The organism is Janthinobacterium sp. GL_088 (genome assembly GCF_057837845.1).
In genome coordinates, this window is sequence record NZ_CM174453.1 from 5,179,449 (window position 1) to 5,200,751 (window position 21,303).

General features: G+C 64.0%; 13 protein-coding genes. 10 read left to right on the forward strand and 3 right to left on the reverse strand.

Annotated elements, in window-relative coordinates:
• Window positions 1-39 precede the first annotated feature (39 nt).
• Window positions 40-654 (forward strand): hypothetical protein, encoded by a 615-nt coding sequence (locus AC3IQ7_RS23090; RefSeq protein WP_489207422.1) that lies wholly within the window; start codon window positions 40-42, stop codon window positions 652-654.
• 42 nt (window positions 655-696) lie between these two features.
• On the opposite strand, the gene AC3IQ7_RS23095 is transcribed toward AC3IQ7_RS23090, so the two are convergent.
• Both AC3IQ7_RS23095 and AC3IQ7_RS23100 read right to left on the reverse strand, forming a co-directional pair.
• Window positions 697-1,167 carry a cyanophycin metabolism-associated DUF1854 family protein gene (locus AC3IQ7_RS23095; RefSeq protein ID WP_070260331.1) on the reverse strand — a complete coding sequence of 157 codons (471 nt, stop codon included), beginning with the start codon at window positions 1,165-1,167 and terminating at the stop codon, window positions 697-699.
• A gap of 2 nt (window positions 1,168-1,169) precedes the next feature.
• Window positions 1,170-3,440 (reverse strand): cyanophycin metabolism-associated ABC transporter, encoded by a 2,271-nt coding sequence (locus tag AC3IQ7_RS23100; protein ID WP_322428413.1) that lies wholly within the window; start codon window positions 3,438-3,440, stop codon window positions 1,170-1,172.
• A gap of 467 nt (window positions 3,441-3,907) precedes the next feature.
• On the opposite strand from AC3IQ7_RS23100, the gene AC3IQ7_RS23105 reads away from it, so the two are divergent.
• From AC3IQ7_RS23105 to AC3IQ7_RS23135, 7 genes are all read left to right on the forward strand, one after another.
• Entirely contained in the window at window positions 3,908-6,085 is a 2,178-nt protein-coding gene (locus tag AC3IQ7_RS23105; RefSeq protein ID WP_489207423.1) for a cyanophycin synthetase, read from the forward strand.
• 70 nt (window positions 6,086-6,155) lie between these two features.
• Window positions 6,156-8,726: a cyanophycin synthetase gene (gene cphA, locus AC3IQ7_RS23110; protein WP_322428411.1), complete on the forward strand. Its 2,571-nt coding sequence runs from the start codon at window positions 6,156-6,158 to the stop codon at window positions 8,724-8,726.
• Window positions 8,727-8,898: 172 nt separating this feature from the next.
• Window positions 8,899-12,066, forward strand: coding sequence for an EAL domain-containing protein (locus AC3IQ7_RS23115; RefSeq protein ID WP_489207424.1), 3,168 nt, complete (start codon window positions 8,899-8,901; stop codon window positions 12,064-12,066).
• A 227-nt stretch (window positions 12,067-12,293) separates the two neighbouring features.
• On the forward strand, window positions 12,294-14,966 hold the full coding sequence (locus tag AC3IQ7_RS23120) for a TonB-dependent receptor (protein ID WP_489207425.1): 2,673 nt from the start codon (window positions 12,294-12,296) through the stop codon (window positions 14,964-14,966).
• Window positions 14,967-15,133: 167 nt separating this feature from the next.
• Window positions 15,134-15,418 carry a hypothetical protein gene (locus AC3IQ7_RS23125; RefSeq protein WP_489207426.1) on the forward strand — a complete coding sequence of 95 codons (285 nt, stop codon included), beginning with the start codon at window positions 15,134-15,136 and terminating at the stop codon, window positions 15,416-15,418.
• A gap of 44 nt (window positions 15,419-15,462) precedes the next feature.
• Window positions 15,463-16,359 (forward strand): MurR/RpiR family transcriptional regulator, encoded by an 897-nt coding sequence (locus tag AC3IQ7_RS23130; RefSeq protein ID WP_489207427.1) that lies wholly within the window; start codon window positions 15,463-15,465, stop codon window positions 16,357-16,359.
• Between the two features lie 81 nt (window positions 16,360-16,440).
• Window positions 16,441-17,763 (forward strand): aspartate aminotransferase family protein, encoded by a 1,323-nt coding sequence (locus tag AC3IQ7_RS23135; protein WP_489207428.1) that lies wholly within the window; start codon window positions 16,441-16,443, stop codon window positions 17,761-17,763.
• Here AC3IQ7_RS23135 and AC3IQ7_RS23140 read toward each other — a convergent pair.
• Window positions 17,760-18,023, reverse strand: a complete 264-nt coding sequence (locus AC3IQ7_RS23140; RefSeq protein ID WP_322428405.1) for a PAAR domain-containing protein — start codon at window positions 18,021-18,023, stop codon at window positions 17,760-17,762. The two genes, AC3IQ7_RS23135 and AC3IQ7_RS23140, sit on opposite strands and share 4 nt — an antisense overlap.
• A 310-nt stretch (window positions 18,024-18,333) precedes the next feature.
• On the opposite strand from AC3IQ7_RS23140, the gene AC3IQ7_RS23145 reads away from it, so the two are divergent.
• On the forward strand, window positions 18,334-20,574 hold the full coding sequence (locus tag AC3IQ7_RS23145) for a serine/threonine protein kinase (RefSeq protein WP_489207429.1): 2,241 nt from the start codon (window positions 18,334-18,336) through the stop codon (window positions 20,572-20,574).
• A complete protein-coding gene (locus tag AC3IQ7_RS23150) occupies window positions 20,571-21,128 on the forward strand; it encodes an LbetaH domain-containing protein (RefSeq protein WP_322428403.1) in 558 nt (185 codons plus the stop codon). Before AC3IQ7_RS23145 ends, AC3IQ7_RS23150 begins: the two co-directional genes overlap by 4 nt.
• The last annotated feature ends 175 nt before the right edge of the window (window positions 21,129-21,303 follow it).

A 21,303-nucleotide genomic window follows, 5' to 3' on the forward strand; every position in this document is an offset into this window, starting at 1 on the left:
GGATCAGACTATCCGCCCAGTGTTCAAAAAAGGACATCCATGCATTTTGTTCGATGGTGCGCGCTTGCCGCGCCACTTTGCCTGTCGGCGCCCGCGCTGTCAGCAGCAATGCTCGTCACACCCAGGCATGTCACCATGCATCCGATCATCGAGCGCGCCAAAGAGGGCTTTGACGTCTGCGGCATCAAGCTGACAGCGACGGTGATGGTCGGGGAAATTCTTGAAAGACACGAGTTCTTGCTGCTCACTTCAGCGTCGACATTGCGGGGCAGTGTCAAGGCGGGAAGGAACAGCCTGCCAATCAGCCAGCTCGATGTGCGGCCAATACAACACCAGCCGAAACTGCCGGGACCCACGGGATTCTGGCTGAGTGCAGCCGACCAGGGCAAGGCCATGCGCACGCAGACAACGCAGACCAATGAGCCTGGCTACCTGACCGGCGCCGTGCCCCTGCCTGCCGCCATCGACCAGCTGGAGCACTTTGTTGCCGGCAAAAAAATGCAGTTCGGCATCGAATATGCTGCCGAACTGCCCCAGTACGCCATCAGTTTTTCGGAAAAAATGCCACTATCTGCACGCACCGATTTGTTGGCATGCCTGCAAGGACAACTTGAGACGATGCGCGAAAAACACAAAGATATGCTGCAACAGTAAAAAACGGCGCCCTGAAGGCGCCGTTTTTGATTGTCGCATCGCTTACAGGAAGCGGTCGAGTATCTTGCGCGTCGTCTTGTCGATATTGAACATGTCGCGGATCAAAAAGTGAATGCCGTGGTTATCGGCGATCAAGAGCGACGTGGCGCCGATGCGGCGGATGTCTTCCTCGCCCTTCAGCACGAATTGCGTCTCGCCCCGGTCCGTATCGACATGCCAGGTGCACGGCGTGGCGAAGCTGGAAACGCTTTTCACGCGCGCGATCTCGGGCATGAATTCGCGCCCCTCCAGCTCTTCCTGCAGCAGGCTGCGCGCCGGTTCCGGCAAGGCGTCGATGCGGTCGATCCACGCCACTTCCTTGCCATTGCCCAGCACCAGCGAAATGCCTTCGTCCGGCGACTGGATGGGAAAGGCGCGCACGGGCGCCACGCCTTCAAAGACCTGGCCGTCCGCGTCCGTCATCACCAGCTTGCCGAAGGTGTCGCGGCTTAATGTAAAAGTTGTACTGGCCATGCTTATTCCTTGTCATCCAGGGCGAGTTCGTTGTTGCGCGCCTGTGCTTCGTAGAGGCGGAAATAGGCGCCCTCTTTCGCCATCAGTTCATCGTGACTGCCCACTTCGACGACCTGGCCGCGGTCCAGCACCACCAGGCGGTCGGCGCGGTGCAGGGTCGACAGCCTGTGCGCGATGGCGATCGTCGTGCGGCCCTGCACCAGGTTGTCCAGCGCCTTCTGGATTTCTTTTTCCGTTTCCGAGTCGACCGACGATGTCGCTTCATCCATGATCAGGATGCGCGGGTCGATCAAGAGCGCGCGGGCAATCGAGATGCGCTGGCGTTCGCCACCCGACAAGCCCTGGCCACGCTCGCCCACCATCGAATCGTAGCCTTGCGGCAGGCGCAGGATGAATTCGTGGGCATGCGCGGCGCGCGCAGCGGCGATGATGTCCTGGCGCGTCGCGTGCGGCTTGCCGTAGGCGATATTTTCCGCGATGGTGCCGAAGAACAGGAATGGCTCCTGCAGCACCAGGCCGATATTGCGGCGGTAGTCGGACACGGCGAACGAACGGATGTCGACGCCGTCGAGCAGGATCGCGCCTTCCGAGACGTCATAGAAACGGCAGATCAGGTTGACCAGGGTGCTCTTGCCCGAACCGCTGTGGCCTACCAGGCCGATCATCTCGCCCGCCTTGATGTTCAGGGTGATGCCGCGGTTGACGGCGCGGTTGCCATAGCGGAAACCGACTTCGCGCAGGTCGATGCGTCCTTCGATTTTGTCCAGTTTCACCGGTTGCGCCGGTTCCGGCACGCTCGACACGTGGTCGAGGATGTCGAAAATGCGCTTGGCGGCCGACGCCGATTTCTGCGTCACGGAGACGATGCGGCTCATGGAGTCGAGGCGGCCATAGAAACGCGTGCTGTAGGCGATGAAGGCGGTCAGCACACCAACGGTGATTTCGCCGCGCGACAGCTGCCAGATGCCGAAGCACCAGATGACCAATAAACCCATCTCCGTCAGGAAGGAAACGGTCGGCGAGAACAGCGACCAGACCTTGTTCAACTTGTCGTTGACGGCCAGGTTGTGCGCGTTGGCGTCGCGGAAGCGGGCCGCTTCGCGTTTTTCCTGCGCAAACGCCTTCACCACGCGGATGCCGGGGATGGTATCGGCCAACACGTTGGTCACTTCGCTCCACACGCGGTCGATCTTTTCAAAGCCCGTGCGCAAGCGGTCGCGCACCAGGTGGATCATCCAGGCGATGAAGGGCAGCGGCGCCAGCGTCATGATGGCCAGCCACGGGTTCATCGACCACAGGATCACGCCCGTCATGATGATCATCAGCACGTCGGAAGCGAAATCGAGCAGATGCAGCGAGAGGAAGACGCAGATGCGGTCGCTGCCGCTGCCGATGCGCGCCATCAGGTCGCCCGTGCGCTTGCCGCCGAAAAATTCCAGCGACAGCTTCATCAGGTGTTCATACGTGGCCGAGCGCAAGTCGGCGCCCATGCGTTCGGACACCAGGGCCAGCACATACGTCTTGCCCCAGCCCAGCAGCCAGGCCAGCAGGGCCGAACCGAGCAAGCCGCTCATGTAGTACACCACCAGCCATGGGTCGATGTGCTTGCCGTTCTGATACGGGATCAGCACATTGTCCATCAGCGGCGCCGTCAGATAGGGCGGAATCATGTGCGCGGCCGTGCTCAGCAGCATCAGCATGAAGCCCAGGGCCAGCTGGCCGCGGTAAGGGTGGGCGAAGCGCCACAGGCGGAACAGGGTCCAGGTCGATGGGGGCGTGTGCAGCACCTTGGCGCAGATCGGGCATTCTTCCTGCTCAGGCGCCAAAGGCGCCTTGCAGCTCGGACAGACTTCCTGCTCCGCTTCCAGCACGGGCTGGCCCGTCAGGTGGCTGTCGAGGCGCTCGACGAACTGCTCCAGCACGCGGATGGCGTGCAAGTTCTGTCCCAAAGTGAAGCGCCATGAGGCCAGGCGGCCGTGGTCATCGAACAGTTCCAGGTGGCCGACGCCGGCGTGGTCGTGGTGCGTCAGGCGCAATCCGTGGCGGAAAGACCAGCTTTTCCAGACGGTGTCGCCCGGCGAACGGGCCAGTAATCGCTTCTCGGTGACAACTATTATGCCTTTTGTGAAACGTAATCGCGCATCGAGGTCAACCTCAACGCTACTTAAAACGTTCTCCCCTGGAGAAAGGTTGCTCTCCACTTCCACCAGCCAGTGTTCAGGCAGCGAGGTGAGGGGAATAGTTGTTGCAGGAACACTCAGTTCAGTTGTCATCGTAAAGCATACTCCGGCTCGAGGCCAAGCCCTTCAGGGCGGGATTTGGGGGATGGGGCAGACGCCCGATCAATGTTTGTGTACTGCGCGATGGCGAGGTGGATGCACCAGTGGCAATTTCCTGTATTGTATCGAATGGATGCCTGCCGGTAAGGAATGATGACAAAACGGCGCAAAAAAATGGGCGACCGTCGTACCGGAGCAAGTATACAACATCCCGCTGTTGCACAAATGCTCCAGCTTTAAGCAGAGTCGGTATCTTTATAACAAGTATGGCAACAATTAGTAACAATTAGAATGACAACACCAGCAGAATACGAGAAGCAAACGCGACAAGAGGCCGCTAAAAGTGGCACACTGCGCATACCCGGGATAAAGAACCAAGCACGAGCCTGAAAAGACTCTGTAGAGCCAACATAAAGTATCTGGCGCCCAGACGCCTGGCTTGTTATCAAGAAACCACTTACATGATCAAGAAGAAGAACATCGAATTTGCCCGCGTCACCCACTTGCGCGGCCCCAACATCTGGACTTATCGCCCGGTGATTGAAGCCTGGGTCGACATCGGCGAACTGGAAGACTATCCATCGAATACCCTGCCCGGCCTGTACGAGCGCCTGGTGGCCTGGCTGCCCGGCATGATCGAGCACCGCTGCGGCGTGGGCGAACGGGGCGGCTTTTTCGAGCGCCTGCGCGAAGGCACGTGGTCGGCCCACATCCTCGAACACGTGGTGCTGGAGCTGCAAAACCTGGCCGGCATGCGCACGGGCTTCGGCCAGACGCGCTCGACCAGCCAGCGCGGCGTCTACAAGATGGCTTTCCGCACGCGTGAAGAGCACGTGGGCCGCGCCGCCCTGGCCGCCGCGCGCACACTGCTGATGGCCGCCATCAACGATGAAGCCTATGACCTGGAAGCGGCCCTGGCGCCCCTGCGCGACATGGTCGATTCGCGCTGCCTGGGCCCGAGCACGGCCAGCATCGTCGATGCCGCCACCGAACGCCGCATCCCTTCGCTGCGCCTGAACGACGGCAATCTGGTGCAACTGGGCCACGGCGCCGCCCAGCGCCGCATCTGGACGGCCGAAACGGACCGCACCAGCGCGATCGCCGAAGGCATCGCCAGCGACAAGGATCTGACCAAATTCCTGCTCAAATCGTGCGGCGTGCGCGTGCCCGAGGGCAGCCTGGTGCGCAGCGCCGAAGCGGCCTGGGAAGAAGCGCAGGACATCGGCGTGCCCGTCGTCGTCAAGCCGTATGACGGCAATCATGGCCGCGGCGTGTCGCTGAACCTGATGACGGAAGCGGACGTGAAGGCCGCCTACGAACTGGCCGCACGCAAGGGCGACAGCTCGGCCGTGCTGGTGGAAAGCTTCATCACGGGCGACGAACACCGCCTGCTCGTCGTCGGCAACAAGCTGATCGCGGCCGCCAAGGGCGAATCCTTGTGGGTCGACGGCGATGGCGTCTCGACCGTGCTGGAACTGGTCAACACGCAGATCAATACCGATCCGCGCCGCGGCGAAGGCGAAGACTTCCCGCTAGGCACCGTCAAGCCGCACGAATCGGGCGAAATCGTGCTGGAACTGCAGCGCCAGGGCATGACCGCCCTGTCCGTGCCGCAGGCGGGCCAGAAAGTGCTGATCCAGCCGAACGGCAACGTGGCCATCGACGTCACGGACGACGTGCATCCGTCCGTCGTGCATGCTGCCCTGCTGGCCGCGCGCGTGGTCGGCCTGGATATCGCCGGCATCGACCTGGTCACCACCGACATCACGCGTCCGCTGGAAGAACAGCGCGGCGCCATCATCGAAGTCAATGCCAGCCCCGGCCTGCTGGCGCACATCAAGCCGGGAGTGGGCCAGAGCCGCCCTGTCGGCGCGGCCATCGTCGACCACCTGTTCGCTGCCGAGGAAACGGGCCGCATTCCGCTGATCGGCGTGACGGGCACGCGCGGCGCCAGCCTGATCGTGCGCATGCTGTGCAAGCTGCTCAACCTGTCGGGCCTGCACACGGGCGCCGTCTGCAGCGAAGGCATGTATCTGGACCAGCGCCGCGTCGTCAGCAGCGATTGCGTGAACTGGGACGCGGGCCAGCGCCTGCTGCTCAACCGCACCGTGCAGACGGCCCTGTTCGAGAGCAATCCGCGCATGATCCTGGCCGAAGGCCTGGCCTACGACAAGTGCCAGATCGGCATCGTCACGGACATGGGCAGCCTCGATAGCGTCAAGGATTTCGACGTGCTGGACGAAGTGGGCCTGTACAAGGCCGTGCGCAGCCAGGTTGACGTGGTGGTGCCGACGGGCGTGGCCGTGCTCAACGCGGCCAACGCGCACGTGCTGGAACTGGCCGAACTGTGCGACGGCACGGTGACCCTGTATGCGCAGGACGGCGGCTTGCCAGCCATCGCGGCGCAACTGGCCGCCGGCCAGCGCGCCGTATTCGTGCGCGGCAACCACATCGTGCTGGCCGAAGGCGGCATCGAAACGGTCTTGCTGTGCCTGGACCTGCTGAAACCAGCCACGGCCGGCAATGTCGACAGCGTGCTGGCCGTCGCGGCCGCCGCCTGGGCCCTGAACCTGCCCGTCGACCTGATTTGCGCTGGCTTGCGCACGTTCGACGCCGCACCCGGCTGCATCGGCAACTAAGGCAAAGCAGCACTCAAGCCCGGCCAGGACGGCCGGGCCCACAAGAACACAACAGGATTACGGTTTAATTATGGAAGTATCTCGCGTACGGGCCTTGCGGGGCCCTAACCTCTGGAGCCACGACACCGCCGTGGAAGCCATTGTTTCCTGCACCACGCAGGAACTCGACATCGCCCAGCTGCCCGGCTTCGAAGCCCGCCTGCGCGCGCGCTTTCCGCAACTGAGCCCGCTGCAACCACTGGGCAACTACAACGCCGCGCCGATGGCGCAGGTGCTGGAACTGGCGGCGCTGGGCCTGCAGGCGCAAGCCGGCTGCCCCGTCACCTTCAGCCGCACCACGCCGACCCTGGAAACGGGTATCTTCCAGGTCGTCGTCGAATACTCGGAAGAAGCCGTCGGCCGCCTGGCCCTGGAACTGGCGCAGCAGCTGTGCCGTGCGGCGCTCGACGATGCGCCGTTCGACCTGGCCGGCGCCCTGCACCAGTTGCAGGAACTCGATGAAGACGTGCGTCTGGGCCCATCGACGGGCGCCATCGTCAACGCCGCCGTGGCGCGCAACATTCCGTTCCGCCGCCTGACCGAGGGCAGCCTGGTGACATTCGGTTGGGGCAGCAAGCAGCGCAAGATCCAGGCCGCCGAAATGGACGGCACCAGCGCCATTGCCGAAGCCATCGCGCAAGACAAGGAACTGACCAAGAAGCTGCTCGATTCGGCCGGCGTGCCGGTGCCGCACGGCCGTGTCGCCGTCGATGCGGACGACGCCTGGGCCGCCGCCTGCGAAATCGGCCTGCCCGTCGTCGTGAAACCAAAAGATGGCAACCAGGGCAAGGGCGTCACCGTCAATGTCACCACGCGCGAACAGCTGACGGCCGGCTTCCTCGCGGCGCAGGAGTTCCGCGACGACATTCTCGTCGAACGCTACCTGCCTGGCCACGATTTCCGCTTGCTCGTCATCGGCAACAAGATGGTGGCAGCGGCCCGCCGCGACCCGCCGCAAGTGGTGGGCGACGGCCAGCACACGGTGCGCGAACTGGTCGACCAGGTCAACCTGGACCCGCGCCGCGGCAGCGGCCACGCCACCTCGCTGACGAAAATCCGCTTCGACGACATCGCCCTGGCCAGCCTGGCCAAGCAGGGCTATGTGGCCGAATCCGTGCCTCCCGTGGGCCAGCGCGTGATCTTGCGCAATAACGCCAACCTGTCGACGGGCGGCTCGGCCACCGACGTCACCGTCGACGTGCACCCGGAAGTGGCGGCGCGCGCCGTCGCCGCCGCGCACATGGTGGGCCTGGACATCTGCGGCGTGGACGTCGTCTCCGAAAGCATTTTGAAACCGCTGGAAGAACAGAACGCCGGCATCGTCGAAGTGAACGCCGCACCGGGCTTGCGCATGCATTTGGCGCCGTCGTTCGGCAAGCCGCGCCCCGTCGGTGAAGCCATCATCGCCGCCATGTTCGCCGAAGGCGACGATGGCCGCATTCCCGTCGTCGCCGTCACCGGCACAAACGGCAAGACCACCACCGTGCGCCTGATCGCCCACCTGCTCACCACCTCCGGCCTGCGCACGGGCATGACCAACACGGATGGCGTGTACATCGAAGGGCGCCAGATCGACAGCGGCGACTGCAGCGGCCCGCGCAGCGCGCGCAACGTGCTGCTGCACCCGGACGTGGACGCGGCCGTGTTCGAAACGGCGCGCGGCGGCATGCTGCGCGAAGGCCTGGCCTTCGACCGCTGCCAGGTCGCCGTGGTGACGAATATCGGCGCCGGCGACCACCTGGGCCTGAATTACATCACCACCGTGGAAGACCTTGCGGTATTGAAACGCGTGATCGTGCAGAACGTGGCCGACAGCGGCGTGGCCGTGCTGAACGCCACCGACCCGGCCGTGGCCCGCATGGCCAAGAATTGCAGCGGCACGGTGACCTTCTTCGCCGCCGACAAGACGCATCCCGTGATGGCCACGCACCGCGCGCAGGGCAACCGCGTCGTGTACGTGGAAGACGGCAAGCTGGTCGCGGCACAGGGCAAGGAGCGCCACGAAATCGCCCTGTCGCAGGTGCCGATCACGCGCAACGGCGCCATCGGCTTCCAGGTCGACAACGTCATGGCGTCGCTGGCCGCCGCCTGGGCCGTGGGCCTGGACTGGAAAACCATCGCGCTGGGCCTGAAAACCTTTGCCAATGAAGCCGACAATGCGCCGGGCCGCTTCAACGTCTTCGATTACAAGGGCGCCACCCTGATCGCCGACTACGGCCACAATCCGGACGCCATCCTGGCGCTGGTGCAGGCCGTCGAAAGCATGCCGGCCAAGCGCCGCTCGGTGGTCATCAGCGGCGCCGGCGACCGCCGCGACGAAGACATCCGCCAGCAGACGGAAATCCTCGGTGCCGCCTTCGACGACGTGCTGCTGTACCAGGATCAATGCCAGCGCGGCCGCGCCGACGGAGAAGTGGTGGCCTTGCTGCGCCAGGGCTTGAACGGCGCCAAGCGCACCACGCATATCGATGAAATCAACGGCGAATTCGTCGCCATCGACAAGGCCCTGGCGCGCCTCGGTGAAGGCGACCTGTGCCTGATCCTGATCGACCAGGTGGAAGAAGCGCTGGCGCACATCGCCAAGCGCGTTGCCGAAGCTTAAGCGCTGCATCACTGCGCACAAGGGCGGCCTGCGGGCCGCCCTTTTTATTGGCGCCCGCCACCTCCCTGCGCGCACCCGCATGGTGCAAAAGCCCCCTTGCAAGCTTGTAAATTCAGGCATGAAAATTGCTCATAAGAAAACATAAATGGGCTGACGAGAAGGTGGGGCACGCATGCTGGGCAGAATCTCGCGCATGATCGGAAAATTGACGGTGGGGCGCAAACTGGCGCTGATCTATTTGCTCGACCTGTCCGCCGTCATCTTCATTTCCGGCATCCTCATCAACGAAAAATACCTGGCCATCGATTTCTCGCGCAAGGAGATGGCGGGCAATGACTACATCGCCGCGATCCGCGATGCGCTGCTGCCCCTGGTGCGCAGCACGGCGCAAGCGGGCGCGCAGGCCGCGGCCTTGGAGCAGGCTGAGAGCCGCTTCGGCAGCGGCATGCGCAGCGCCGAACTGAATGCGCAATTTGCCACCCTGCTGCGCCAGGCCGGCAGTACTCCCGCCTCACCCGACGACGGCATCGCCCCCTCGCCCGCCTTTGTTGCAGGACGCGCACTGCTCACCCGCGTGGGCAACCAGTCGAACCTGATCCTCGACCCGGACCTCGACAGCTACTACACGATGTCGCTGGTGATCCTGCGCTTTCCCGAGCTGCTGGAAGTGATCAACAGCACGCGCGCCCTGGCCCTGCAACTGGCCACGGCCGAAGGCGCGCAGCGCCAGCGCCTGCAGACCCAGTTCCTGATCCTGGAAGGCCGCATGGACGCCACCATGGGCGGCATCGGCAGCGACTACACGGAGGCGTTCGCGGCCAGCACGCCGCTGCTGCGCCAGCACCTCGATGGTTCGCGCGCAGTCCTGCAGCAGGCCGTGGCGCGCTTACGCGCCAGTACCCAGCCGCTGGCCGGCGCGCAAGCCTACCCCGCCGGCACGCAGGAACTGCTGCGCCGCGATGCGGCCGCCGCCACGGCCCTGCAGCATGCCTGGCGCGAGGCAGAAGGCCAATTGCACCGGCTGATCCAGCTGCGCGTGGACGGCTTTTTTACGCGTATGTGGCTGCACCTGGGTACGGCCGTGCTGCTGCTGGTGATGATACTGGGCCTGGTGTTTTTCGTCGCACGCCAGATCGCCCTGCCCATCCGCCGCCTCGCGCGCGTGGCGCAGGAAGTGCGCGAAACGGGCGACCATAGCCTGCGCGCCGTCTGGGACAGCGAAGATGAAACGGGACGTCTGGTGCGCGCCTTCAATACCATGCTGCAGCAGCTCGACTTCCAGCGCATGGCGCAACAGGAACTGGTGGCGCGCGCCAGCGCGGCCGATGCGCAGCGCCAGCTGGTCGACGCCATTCCCATCCCGCTGATGGTCACCTCGATCCCGCACCACCAGGTGCTGCACGCGAACCAGGCTGCGCACGCGTGGCAGGGCGGCCTGGAACTGGACCCGTGGGTGGGCGGCATGAGTCCGCAAGCCCGTTCGCGCTTCTTCCAGCGCTTGAGCGACCTGGGCGCCGTCGATGAATTCGAAGTGTGCTGGAGCGGCGGAGGCACGCCCACCTGGGCCCTTATTTCCGCGCGCCTGATCGACTACCAGGGCCAGCGCGCCGTGCTGTCGACCTTCACGCCGATCAACAAGATGAAGCTGATGGAGTCGCGCCTGGAACTGTGGGCCAAGGTCTTCGAGGCCTCGGCCGAAAGCCTGATCGTGATGGACGCAGGCATGCGCATCATCACCGTCAACCAGGCCTTCCGCCGCCATTCGCTGTACGACATGGTGGAGCTGATCGGCAAGCGCCCCGCCTTCCTGCTCGCGCCCGACAACAATCCCGAACAGCTCGACAGCCTGCGCCGGACCCTGGCGCGGCGCGGCTACTGGCAGGGCGAGATCCGGGTGCAGCGCAAGTCGCTGGAAAGCTATCCCGCCTGGCTGGTGATGAACGCCGTGCGCGGCCTCGATGGCGTCACCACGCATTTCATCGCCAGCTCGCTCGACATCAGCGAACGCAAGGCCAGCGAGCGGCAGATCGAGCACATGGCCCACCACGACGCGCTGACGGGACTGGCGAACCGCCACGTCTCGAAACTGCGCCTGGCGGCCGCCATCGCGCAGGCGCGCCGCAGTGGCGAAAAGGTGGGCGTGCTGTTCGTCGACCTGGACCGCTTCAAGCACGTCAACGACGCACTGGGCCACCATGTGGGCGACGCGCTGCTGCAATCGGTCTCAAAGCGCCTGCTGCAGCTGGTGCGCGAAGGCGACACCGTCAGCCGCCTGGGCGGCGATGAATTCGTCGTCATCCTCAACGGCGTCGGCGACGCCGCAGCCATCGCCGCCCTGCTCGACACGCGGCTGATACCGGCCATGCGCGAGCCGCACCAGGTGGAAGGCAACGCGCTGTATGTCTCGTGCAGCGTGGGCGTGGCCGTCTACCCGGACCACGGCGACGACATGGATACCCTGATGCGCCACGCCGATGCGGCCATGTACCAGGCCAAGAGCGGCGGACGCGATCACGCGCGCATGTTCACGCCGCAGATGCAGGAACAGCAGTTGCAGCAGCTGCACCTGGAAAGCGATCTGCGCCACGCCATCGAGCGGCAGGAACTGGTGCTGTACTACCAGCCGCGCATCGATGCGAAAAGCAGCTGCCTGAATGGCGTGGAAAGCCTGATCCGCTGGCAGCATCCGCAGCACGGCCTGATCGCGCCCGACAGCTTCATTCCCGCCGCCGAGGAATCGGGCCTGATCGTCTCCATCGGTGCGTGGGTCATCCGCGAAGCGTGCCGCCAGCAGCTGGCCTGGCGCGAGGCGGGCGCGGGCGACATCGCCGTGTCGATCAACCTGTCGGCCATCCAGCTGAAAAACGGCGGCCTGGTGGCGACCTTGCGCGAAGTGCTGCGCGAATTTCCCGTCACGCCGGAACAGATCGAATTCGAACTGACCGAATCGATCCTGATGGACAACGTGGACGACACCATCGCCACCCTGCACGCCATCAAGGCGCTGGGTTTTGCGCTGTCGATCGACGATTTCGGCACCGGCTATTCGAGCCTGAACTACCTGTGCCGCTTCCCGCTCGACAAGCTGAAAATCGACATGAGCTTCGTGCAGGACATCCACGGTTCGCCGCAGAATCTGGCGGTGACGAAAACCATCATCGGCCTTGGCCATACGCTGGGCTTGACGGTCACCGCCGAAGGCGTGGAAAGCGCGGCCGATGCCGACGTGCTGCGCCAAGCCGGCTGCGATGAATTGCAGGGCTTTTACTTTGCCCGCCCCATGCCGCAGGCGCACTTCATGGACTGGCTGGCGCAAAGCGCCGCGCCCTGCGCCGCCTGACACTTTCTGTGGAGCGCCCGCAACGCGCACGCGCCAAGTTCGGCAATGCGCGCCGCGCCGCCAGGGCGCATGAATGCAGCAGGGATACCGGAATCGGTATTGACATCGCAAAAGAAGTCATTTGTGGGGCAAAGTCATTCCCACCTACCATGTTTCTGAGCAGGTTCCAGCTCTGGCGGCGACTGCCGCAGCGTTCTCAACATAACTAAAATACAGGTGGAGACAAGATGAAGCAATTGATGGCAACGGGCACCCGCACGTCCGCACAAAACACGCGCTTGACCTTGAAGGCAACGGTGGCCGCGCTGGCCAGCGCCGGCTTGCTGAGCAGCGCTTCCGTATGGGCGCAACAGGCGCCCGTCGTGGACACGCCAGCGGAAGAAACGGCACAGGCTGCAGTAGCGGCACCGGCGGCGACCGACAATGCCGGCATCGCCGTCGTCGCCGTCACGGGCGTGCGCAGGGCCGCACAGAGCGCGCAGACGATCAAGAAAAACAACGACCAAGTGGTCGACTCCATCGTCGCCGATGAAATCGGCAAATTCCCCGACAAGAACGTGGCCGAAATCCTCGGTCGCGTGACGGGCGTGCAGATCCGCCGCGAGGGTGGCGAGGCGGGCACCGTCATCATCCGCGGCTTGCCCGGCGTGGTGACCTTGCTCAATGGCCGTGAAATGTTCACCTCCGTGGGCCGCAGCCTGTACCTGGCCGACATTCCGACGGCCATGCTACAGCGCGTGGACGTGTACAAATCGCAGGGCGCCGACATGGTCGAAGGCGGCACGGCCGGCGTGATCGACGTGCGCACCAACCGACCGTTCGACTTCAAGGGCTTCACGGCATCGGGCAACGTGCGCGCCGAGCACCGCGACAAGTCCGGCTCGACGGACCCGAACGTCGGCGGCATGGTCTCGAACCGCTGGAAGACCCAATACGGCGAATTCGGCGCCCTGCTCGGCCTGTCCTACCAGCGCGGCAGATACTATGACGAGACGATCTGGAACGCCGAACCCGTCAAGCGCCCCGACGCGGGCAACATCACGGGCCCCGATTCCGTCGGCATGATCCCCACCGTGGGCGACCGCAAGCGCTACGCGGCCAACGCCGCCTTCCAGTGGCGTCCGAACTCGCAGGTGGAAGTGTATGCGGAAGGCATGTCGACCCTGATCAAGCACGCGTTCGACAGCCAGTTCTTCGTCGGTTCGCTGCCCTGGGGCCAGAACCCGGACATCACCCTGATCCCCGGCACCAGCCAGGCGGCCACGGTGGGCAAGATCGACGGCCCCTGGTCGCCGTTCACGCTGGGCTCGACCCAGGCGCGGCGCGACCGCTCGATCGGTTCGCAAGGCGCCATCGGCGCGCGCTGGGACATTACGCCGCAGCTGCGCGCCACGACGGAACTGGCGCGCACGGTCAGCAACTTCGAGCGCGAATTTCCCATCCTCGATTTCCTCGCCCATCCGACCAGCGTGATCGGCAGCACGAACGTCAACGGCGGCGCGCAGATCAGCTACCCCGGCTACAACATGCTGGACCCGAAGAACTATACCCTGCTCGGTTTCTACGACAATCACAACCACGACGAAGGCAGCTCGACCGACTGGCGCGGCGACGTTACCTACGACATGGACAGCACGGGCTTCTTCCGCGAATTCTCGGGCGGCGTGCGCCTGGCCAAGCGCAAGGCCGAATCGGTCCGCGAAAAAAATGGCCAGGGCGGGCTGACGTCGATCATGACTGCGGACGCGATTCCCGGCCTGGCATGCACCTCGCACGACAACACGGGCAACTTCGGCCTGCAAAGCTGGCTCACGCCGTGCCGCGACTTCATGCTCAACAACACGGCCGCGCTGCGCCAGCTGTTTACGGGCAGCAGCGAACGCAGTCCCGACGATCCGATGACCCACTTCAAGGATGTGGAAAAAACCAATGCCGTCTACGGCAAGGCGCGCATCGGCTTTGACCTGGCGCAGGTACCGGTCGATGGCACCCTGGGCGTGCGCGTGGTGCAGACCAAGCAGGACTTGCAAGGCAATTCCGCGCAAAACGGCATCATCACGCCCGTGCGCGTGAAGACCTCGGATACAGACGTGCTGCCCAGCATGACCCTGAAAGCCATGCTGCGCCAGGACCTGGTCGCCCGCCTGACGGCCGGCAAGGCCGTGCAGCGCCCGAACTTCGCCGATTTCAACCCCGGCGTGAGCCTGGGCCAGAGCCTGGAAATGGTGCGCCCGACGGGCAGCGGCGGCAACCCCGACCTCAAACCCGTGGAAGGCAAGAACCTCGACGTGGCGCTGGAATGGTATTTCGCGCAGACGGGTTCCGTCACGGCCACCGTGTTCCGCCACGACTTCAAGAATTACATCCTGTCCGGATCGGCCAAGGAAACGTATGGCGGCATCGAATACGACATCACGCGTCCGCGCAACACCTCGAAGGGCCATCTGCAAGGCCTGGAAATGGCCTACCAGCAGTTCTACGACAAGCTGCCGGGCTGGATGAGCGGCCTGGGCCTGCAGGCGAACGCCACCTACATGACGGGCGAGCTGGAGGAATTGAATGGCAGCGCACATCCGTTCACGGGCATGTCGAAGTGGTCGGCCAACATCGTCGGTCTGTACGAACAGGGAGCGTGGTCGGCGCGCCTGGCCTACAGCTGGCGCGACAAGTACGTCGACGACTACAACTACCGCGGCAAGGGCATCCACCTGACCGTGGCGCCCACCAAGACCCTGGACGCGTCGGTGTCGTACAAGCTCAATCCGAACACCACGGTGACCCTGGACGCCAACAATCTGCTCGACTCGACCTACCGCGACTATCACGACACGCCGGACTACGTGCGCGACGTGCGGCGCTATGACAAGGTCGTAGGTTTATCAGTACGCTGGAGCTACTAGCCAGTCCCCCACCCTTTCTTCCTTGAGGGTTTTCAGCGCCAGCCGGCAACGGCTGGCGTTTTTTTGCTTTGTGGAATCTATCCGACACAGGAGTGATCTGGCGCAAAGTAGCGCCGCCGGGGCGCTTTTATGCTGGCAGTCTGACCATCGAACCCGGCGGGGACAGCATGCGCGATGCACGGCACGTCGACACACAGCTATTTCAACCCGACATCCCGGTGCGGCTCGACATGCGCACGGCGGCGCTGGTCGAGCATGCGCTGGCCTTGCAGGAAATGGCCGGCACGGGCGCCGCCGCCCTGTTCCTGCACTGCCACGACGTGCCGCTGCCCACCGCCTTGCGCGTGCTGACGACGGGACCGCGCCGCAAGCCGGCCGGGCCGCACCTGTTTACCCGCCTGCGTCCACGCACGGCTGCCCTGGCGCAAGGCGCACCGCTACCGGCGCGCTGACGAATCCTGTACCATCGCCGCAACCTATCCAATGAGGCACGGCGATGCAGGCAGCGACACCCCACGATTCCTATGCGGCACTGATGGACCTGATCAAGGCGCGCCATGCGGAACTGAGTCCGCAATTCCAGGCTGGCGCGCGCTACCTGGCCGACCATCCTGACGAAGTGGCCGTGTCGTCGATGCGCAGCATCGCCGCGCGCGCGCAGGTGCAATCGGCCGCCCTCGTGCGCCTTGCGCAGCAGCTGGGCTTTGCCGGCTGGCCGGAACTGAAAGCCATCTTCGTCGAACGCCTGCGCGCGGGGCCAAGCGGCTATGCGGCAAAGGCCGGCGCGCTTGCTGGCAAAGAGGGGAAAGAGCGCGACCTGGTCACCGAAGTGTTCACGGCGCAGCAGCGCAACCTGGCCGCCACGGAGAGCGCCAACCATGCGGCCCTGGATGCGGCCGCCAGCCTGCTGCAGGCGGCGCCCCGCGTGCACGTGGCCGGCTTTCGCGCCGCCCACCCGATCGCCTACACCCTGCACTATCTGTACCGGCTGCTGCGCCCCAGCGTGCAGCTGCTGAGCGGCCAGGGCGGCACGCTGGAGATGGACTTGCGCGCCCTGCAGGCGGACGAAGCCGTCGTCGTCGTCAGCTTCGCGCCGTATTCGAGCGAAGCGCTGCTGGTGGCGCAAGCGGCGCGCCAGGCCGGCTGCCAGGTGGTTGCCATCAGCGACAGCGCCATGTCGCCGCTGGCCCTGCAGGCCGACGCCAGCATCGTCATCGCCGTCGACAGTCCCTCGTTCTTTCCCTCCATCGTGGCCGGCGTCGCGGCCGTGGAAAGCCTGGTGGAATTGCTGGTGGCGCGCGCGGGGCCGGACGCCGTACACGCCATCGGTGCGGCGGAAACCCAACTGCGGACGCTGGGCGCCTACGAAAAAACATCAAATGATGTAAATTAGAAACAAATACATCGAACGTTGCTATACGGTGCAACGCAGCCTATAATCGGCCATCTCCCTTGCCGATAAGAAAGCGATGCCATGAGCCACGTCTTCCACCGCAGCTTGACCGCCAGCTATCCTGTCGCCACGGGCGGCGATGGCCCTTACCTGATCGATGCGGCTGGCAAGCGCTACCTGGACGCCTGCGGTGGCGCGGCCGTCTCTTGCCTTGGCCATTCCGATGCGGCCGTCATCGCCGCCGTGCAGCGGCAGATCGCCAGCATGGCCTACGCGCACAGCTCTTTCTTTACCAGCGAGCCGATGGAGCAGCTGGCCGATTTCCTCGTCGCCCGCGCGCCTGCCGGTATCGACAGCGTATATTTCGTCTCTGGCGGTTCGGAAGCGGTGGAAAGCGCGTTGAAAATGGCGCGCCAGTATTTCGTGGAACAGGGCCAGCCGCAGCGCCGCCACGTCATCGCGCGCCGCCAGAGCTACCATGGCAACACCCTGGGTGCGCTGGCCACGGGTGGCAATGCCTGGCGCCGCCAGCAGTTCGAGCCGTTGCTGATAGGCGTCACCCACGTGTCGCCCTGCTACGCCTGGCGCGACCAGCAGGTGCATGAAACGGACGGCGACTACGTGGCGCGCCTGGGCCAGGAGCTGGAAGACCATATCGCCGCACTGGGCGCGGACAACGTCATGGCCTTCATCGCCGAACCCGTCGTCGGCGCCACGGCCGGCGCCCTGCCCGCCGTCGCCGGCTATTTTGCGCGCATGCGCGCCATCTGCCAGCGCCACGGCATCCTGTTGATCCTCGACGAAGTCATGTGCGGCATGGGGCGCACGGGCAGCCTGTTCGCCTGCGAACAGGAAGGCGTCACGGCTGACCTGGTCTGCATCGCCAAGGGCCTGGGCGCCGGCTACCAGCCCATCGGCGCCGTGATGGTATCGAAGGATATCCGCGACACCATCCGCGCCGGCACGGGCTTTTTTCAGCACGGCCACACGTATATCGGCCACGCCACGGCCTGCGCCGCCGCCCTGGCCGTGCAGCGGCAGATCGAGCAACGCGATTTGCTGGCCAACGTGCGCGCCATGGGCGACTTGCTGCAGGAGCGGCTGCAGGCGCGTTTCGACGGCCATGCGCACGTGGGCGACATCCGCGGCCGCGGCCTGTTCCTGGGCCTGGAACTGGTGCAGGACCGCAATACCAAGCAGCCGTTCGACCCGGCCCGCCGCCTGCACGCGCGCATCAAGGCGCACGCCATGCAAAACGGACTGATGTGCTACCCCATGGGCGGCACCATCGACGGCCTGCACGGCGACCACATCCTGCTGGCGCCGCCCTACATCATCGACGCCAGCCACGTCGATGAAATCGTCGACAAGCTGAGCCCGGCCATCGACGCCTGCGTCGTCTAACCCCGCCCGCTGTTACCCACGGTGGACATCAGGCTGGCACCGCAGCTGGTCTTGTGACCCTCGAAGGCCACGGGCACGCCATCGATCAGCACCTGTGGATCGCCCTCGGCGATCACGCAGCGCACGTGACCCTTGATCGGGCACACGCAAGGGTCGCCCTTGCGCGCCACGGCCACGCCCAGTACCGTACTGTTCGGCGCCGCGCCCACCACCTTGCCACCATGGCTGGTGGGGTCGTTCAAGCGGATCACGCCGCGCATACTGCCTCCTGTTCCTGTCCAGCGCATACCGCGGCACCGGTCCATACGGTGCCGCTCCCGTTTGCATTATCGGGCGCTACGCAACAGTCGTCATTGCGTTCGAGCACATTGACGGCTTGCCCGCCGCCGACATGACAATCGCCGTCAATGGCAGCTTTTGTTCACTCCTTGTCAATATTAATTGACTTATTCGAAACAATCGTTTTAAATCAGGAAGTTACTCAAAATCAATCATCTTGAGGATTCAAACATCGCATTACCCCTTTTCGATGCTTGACGCCCACGTTGATGCACTCTGAAGCCAAGGTATATGGAACTGCTCGACTCCCTGCGTCAGACCCCACCGCAAGACGACACGATCAGCGGGCACTATGAAGTGCGCCGCTTGCTGGGCGAAGGCGGTTTCGGCCATGTATTCGAAGCCTGGGATGCCAAGCTGTGCCGCAGCGTGGCGCTCAAGCGCCTGAAACCGCAAGCCGACGTGCTGCATCCGGAAAAACTCATCAATGAAGCACGCCTGGCCGCCTCGCTCAAGCATGCGGCCTTCGTGCGCATCTTTGCCATCGAGGGCCAGGGCACGAGCCAGTCCATCATCATGGAACTGGTCGAAGGCCAGACCCTGGGCCAGTTCATGCACAGCGGCAAGGCGGACTTGCAGGCGGCGCTCGACATCGCCTACCAGATCGCCGACGCCATGGACGAGGCGCACGCCATGGATCTCGTGCACGGCGACCTGAAACCATCGAACTTGATGCTGGAGGCGGATGGCAAGGTGCGCATCCTCGACTTCGGCCTGGCGCGCCACATCGACCCGCAAGCAACGCAAACGACCACCCTGTGCGACTTGCAGGGCACGATCGCCTACATGGCGCCCGAGCGCCTGATGGGCCGCCTGCCCGACACGCGCGGCGACGTCTATGCGCTGGGCGCCATGCTGTACGAACTGCTGGCCGGCCAGCGCCACTTCGCCCACCTGAACGGCCTGGCCCTGGCCGCCGCCCACATGCAGGCGACGGAAGCCTGGCCCGACCTGCCCGACTCCGTCCCGCCCACCATCAACGCCCTCGTGCGCGCGATGACGGCGCACGACCCGGCGGAACGGCCACGCACCATGCGCGATGTGCGCGAAGCGATTGGCGCGCAGCGCGGGGAACCGCTCACCATGGCCACGCCCCTTGCCGACGAGACGCCTGCAAAAGAAGAACCGCCCGCCAGCGTCTCCATCCGCCTGCCCCTGCCACGCAAGCGCACCCTGAAATGGGGCGCGGGCGTGGCGCTGCTGGCGGTACTGGCGGGATGGCAGCTGCCCAATATCGTTCCTACCGTCAAATCGTTCGTCACAGGCGAAAAGGCGCCCGCGCCATATTCGGAAATGGCCAGCATGGCGGCGGGGATGGAGGCGTTGCGGGTGTTTGATCGCGATACGAGCCAGGCGAAAGCCATCGAGCAATTCACCACTGTGCTGACGCACAATCCGAAGAGTGCGGCAGCGGCGGCAGGCCTATCCCTGGCATATAGCCAGCGCTACGTGGGCAATGGCCGAGACGAAACCTGGCTGCAGCGTGCCGATGCCAGTGCCCAGCAGGCATTGGTGGAGGATAACCAACTTGCGCTGGCTCATGTCGCGCAAGCTTGGGTGCAGGAACTGAAGGGACAGTCCGAGGCATCCCTGAAAAGTACCGCTGCAGCATTGAACCTGGATCCACAAAATCTGCTGGCGCACATGGGCAAGATACGCGTGCTGATGAATGTGCAAAAATTTGATCTGGCACAATCCGTCATCGACAAGGCACAACTTATCTACCCGCACGAACGTCTGTTTCACATCATGCAGGGTATGCTGCACTTTCGCCAGTCCGCCTACACCCATGCGGAAAAGTCGTTCCGCAGGGCTATCGAGCTTGATCCGCAATCATCGAACGCCTATGCCTACCTGAATGCCACCCTCCTGCGGCTGGACCGCAACGATGAAGCCTTGCGCGTTCTGCAGCAGGGCTTGCAAATCCAGCCACACTGGGAGCTGTACAACAATCTGGGCGCCTCGCTGTTCGCCAAGGCCGACTACCTGGGTGCGGTGGAAGCGTTCAAGAATGCCGTGTCCTCCAGCAAGGGCAGCCCGAACACCTATTTACTGTGGGCTAACCTGGCCGACGCGCAACGCTGGATTCCAGCCCAGGCCGCTGCATCGACGGATTCCTACCGCCGCGCCATAGCACTGTTGACACCCATTTTGCAGCGCCGGAAGGATAACGCGATCATCCATTCGCGCATGGCGCTGTACCGTGCCTACGTAGGAGAGGCAAAGGAAGCGCAGGCACGGCTCAAACAGGCGCTGGAATTGTCCGGCGAAGTGGCAGACGTACAGTTCCGTGCCGCCCTGACTCATGAGCTGATCGGCAATCACGACGAGGCGCTGGCGGCGCTACAACAAGCGGCCAAACTCGGCTACCCCGTCAATCTGATCGAGACTGCACCCGATCTGTTGAACCTCAGGCGAGATGCTCGCTACCAGCAGTTTATTATTAACCTCAAAAGAGATCGTAAAACATGACGCCTGTAAGCCCTTGGATGAAACTATCCGTACATTTTGATGCAGACCAGACCAGCAGCGAGTTGGACTACAAATTTATCTCTTGCGATGGTACCGCGGACCCACGCCACGGCGAATATATGGGCGGTGTGCACTTTCAGCCAGGACAGCATGTCTACCTGGATGTCAATTGCTGCGGCTCCAAGAAAAGCGGCTTCACCTCATTCCAGATCGTTGATTGCTGCATCGTCACCATTCCGCAACTGACGCAGATTGGCCCAAATGTGCCGACCGTTTACTCGCCCCCCTCGCCATTCCTGCAAGCCATAGGCGCCGCCTATCCACTGCAACTGGATTTCGAGTCGCACCTGCTGCCGCCAGACCCTGAACTGCCGGACCTGCGCCGCATTCGCCAGGAATGGAAGCATACGCTGGACGTAGGTCATACAAAAGGCCGCTGGGAATTATCCTTTGTCATTACCGTGCGCATCTTGCGCGGTGAAGGCGTGCAACCGGAACTGCGCGTCTTGGCCTTCGATCCGGAAAGCTCAGTCGGCGGCTCGATCGACATGTAACAGCTGACGCGTGGCGCAAGCGCCGCGCGGACAGCGCCGACCCACTCCACACTCCAAGCCGCGCCACCTCCACCGGCGCGGCTTTTTCACACCCACACGCAATACGCCGCCCCGCCCGCCGAAAGCGGTAAAATGACGGCCTTGAACCCAAGCTCCGCCCCCTGGCGCGGCCTTG

Excerpts from the sequence above, each read along its gene's own strand:
- AC3IQ7_RS23090 (WP_489207422.1), top strand. The coding sequence starts at position 40 with ATGCATTTTGTTCGATGGTGCGCGCTTGCCGCGCCACTTTGCCTGTCG.
- AC3IQ7_RS23095 (WP_070260331.1), bottom strand. The coding sequence starts at position 1,167 with ATGGCCAGTACAACTTTTACATTAAGCCGCGACACCTTCGGCAAGCTG.
- AC3IQ7_RS23100 (WP_322428413.1), bottom strand. The coding sequence starts at position 3,440 with ATGACAACTGAACTGAGTGTTCCTGCAACAACTATTCCCCTCACCTCG.
- AC3IQ7_RS23105 (WP_489207423.1), top strand. The coding sequence starts at position 3,908 with ATGATCAAGAAGAAGAACATCGAATTTGCCCGCGTCACCCACTTGCGC.
- cphA (WP_322428411.1), top strand. The coding sequence starts at position 6,156 with ATGGAAGTATCTCGCGTACGGGCCTTGCGGGGCCCTAACCTCTGGAGC.
- AC3IQ7_RS23115 (WP_489207424.1), top strand. The coding sequence starts at position 8,899 with ATGCTGGGCAGAATCTCGCGCATGATCGGAAAATTGACGGTGGGGCGC.
- AC3IQ7_RS23120 (WP_489207425.1), top strand. The coding sequence starts at position 12,294 with ATGAAGCAATTGATGGCAACGGGCACCCGCACGTCCGCACAAAACACG.
- AC3IQ7_RS23125 (WP_489207426.1), top strand. The coding sequence starts at position 15,134 with ATGCGCGATGCACGGCACGTCGACACACAGCTATTTCAACCCGACATC.
- AC3IQ7_RS23130 (WP_489207427.1), top strand. The coding sequence starts at position 15,463 with ATGCAGGCAGCGACACCCCACGATTCCTATGCGGCACTGATGGACCTG.
- AC3IQ7_RS23135 (WP_489207428.1), top strand. The coding sequence starts at position 16,441 with ATGAGCCACGTCTTCCACCGCAGCTTGACCGCCAGCTATCCTGTCGCC.
- AC3IQ7_RS23140 (WP_322428405.1), bottom strand. The coding sequence starts at position 18,023 with ATGCGCGGCGTGATCCGCTTGAACGACCCCACCAGCCATGGTGGCAAG.
- AC3IQ7_RS23145 (WP_489207429.1), top strand. The coding sequence starts at position 18,334 with ATGGAACTGCTCGACTCCCTGCGTCAGACCCCACCGCAAGACGACACG.
- AC3IQ7_RS23150 (WP_322428403.1), top strand. The coding sequence starts at position 20,571 with ATGACGCCTGTAAGCCCTTGGATGAAACTATCCGTACATTTTGATGCA.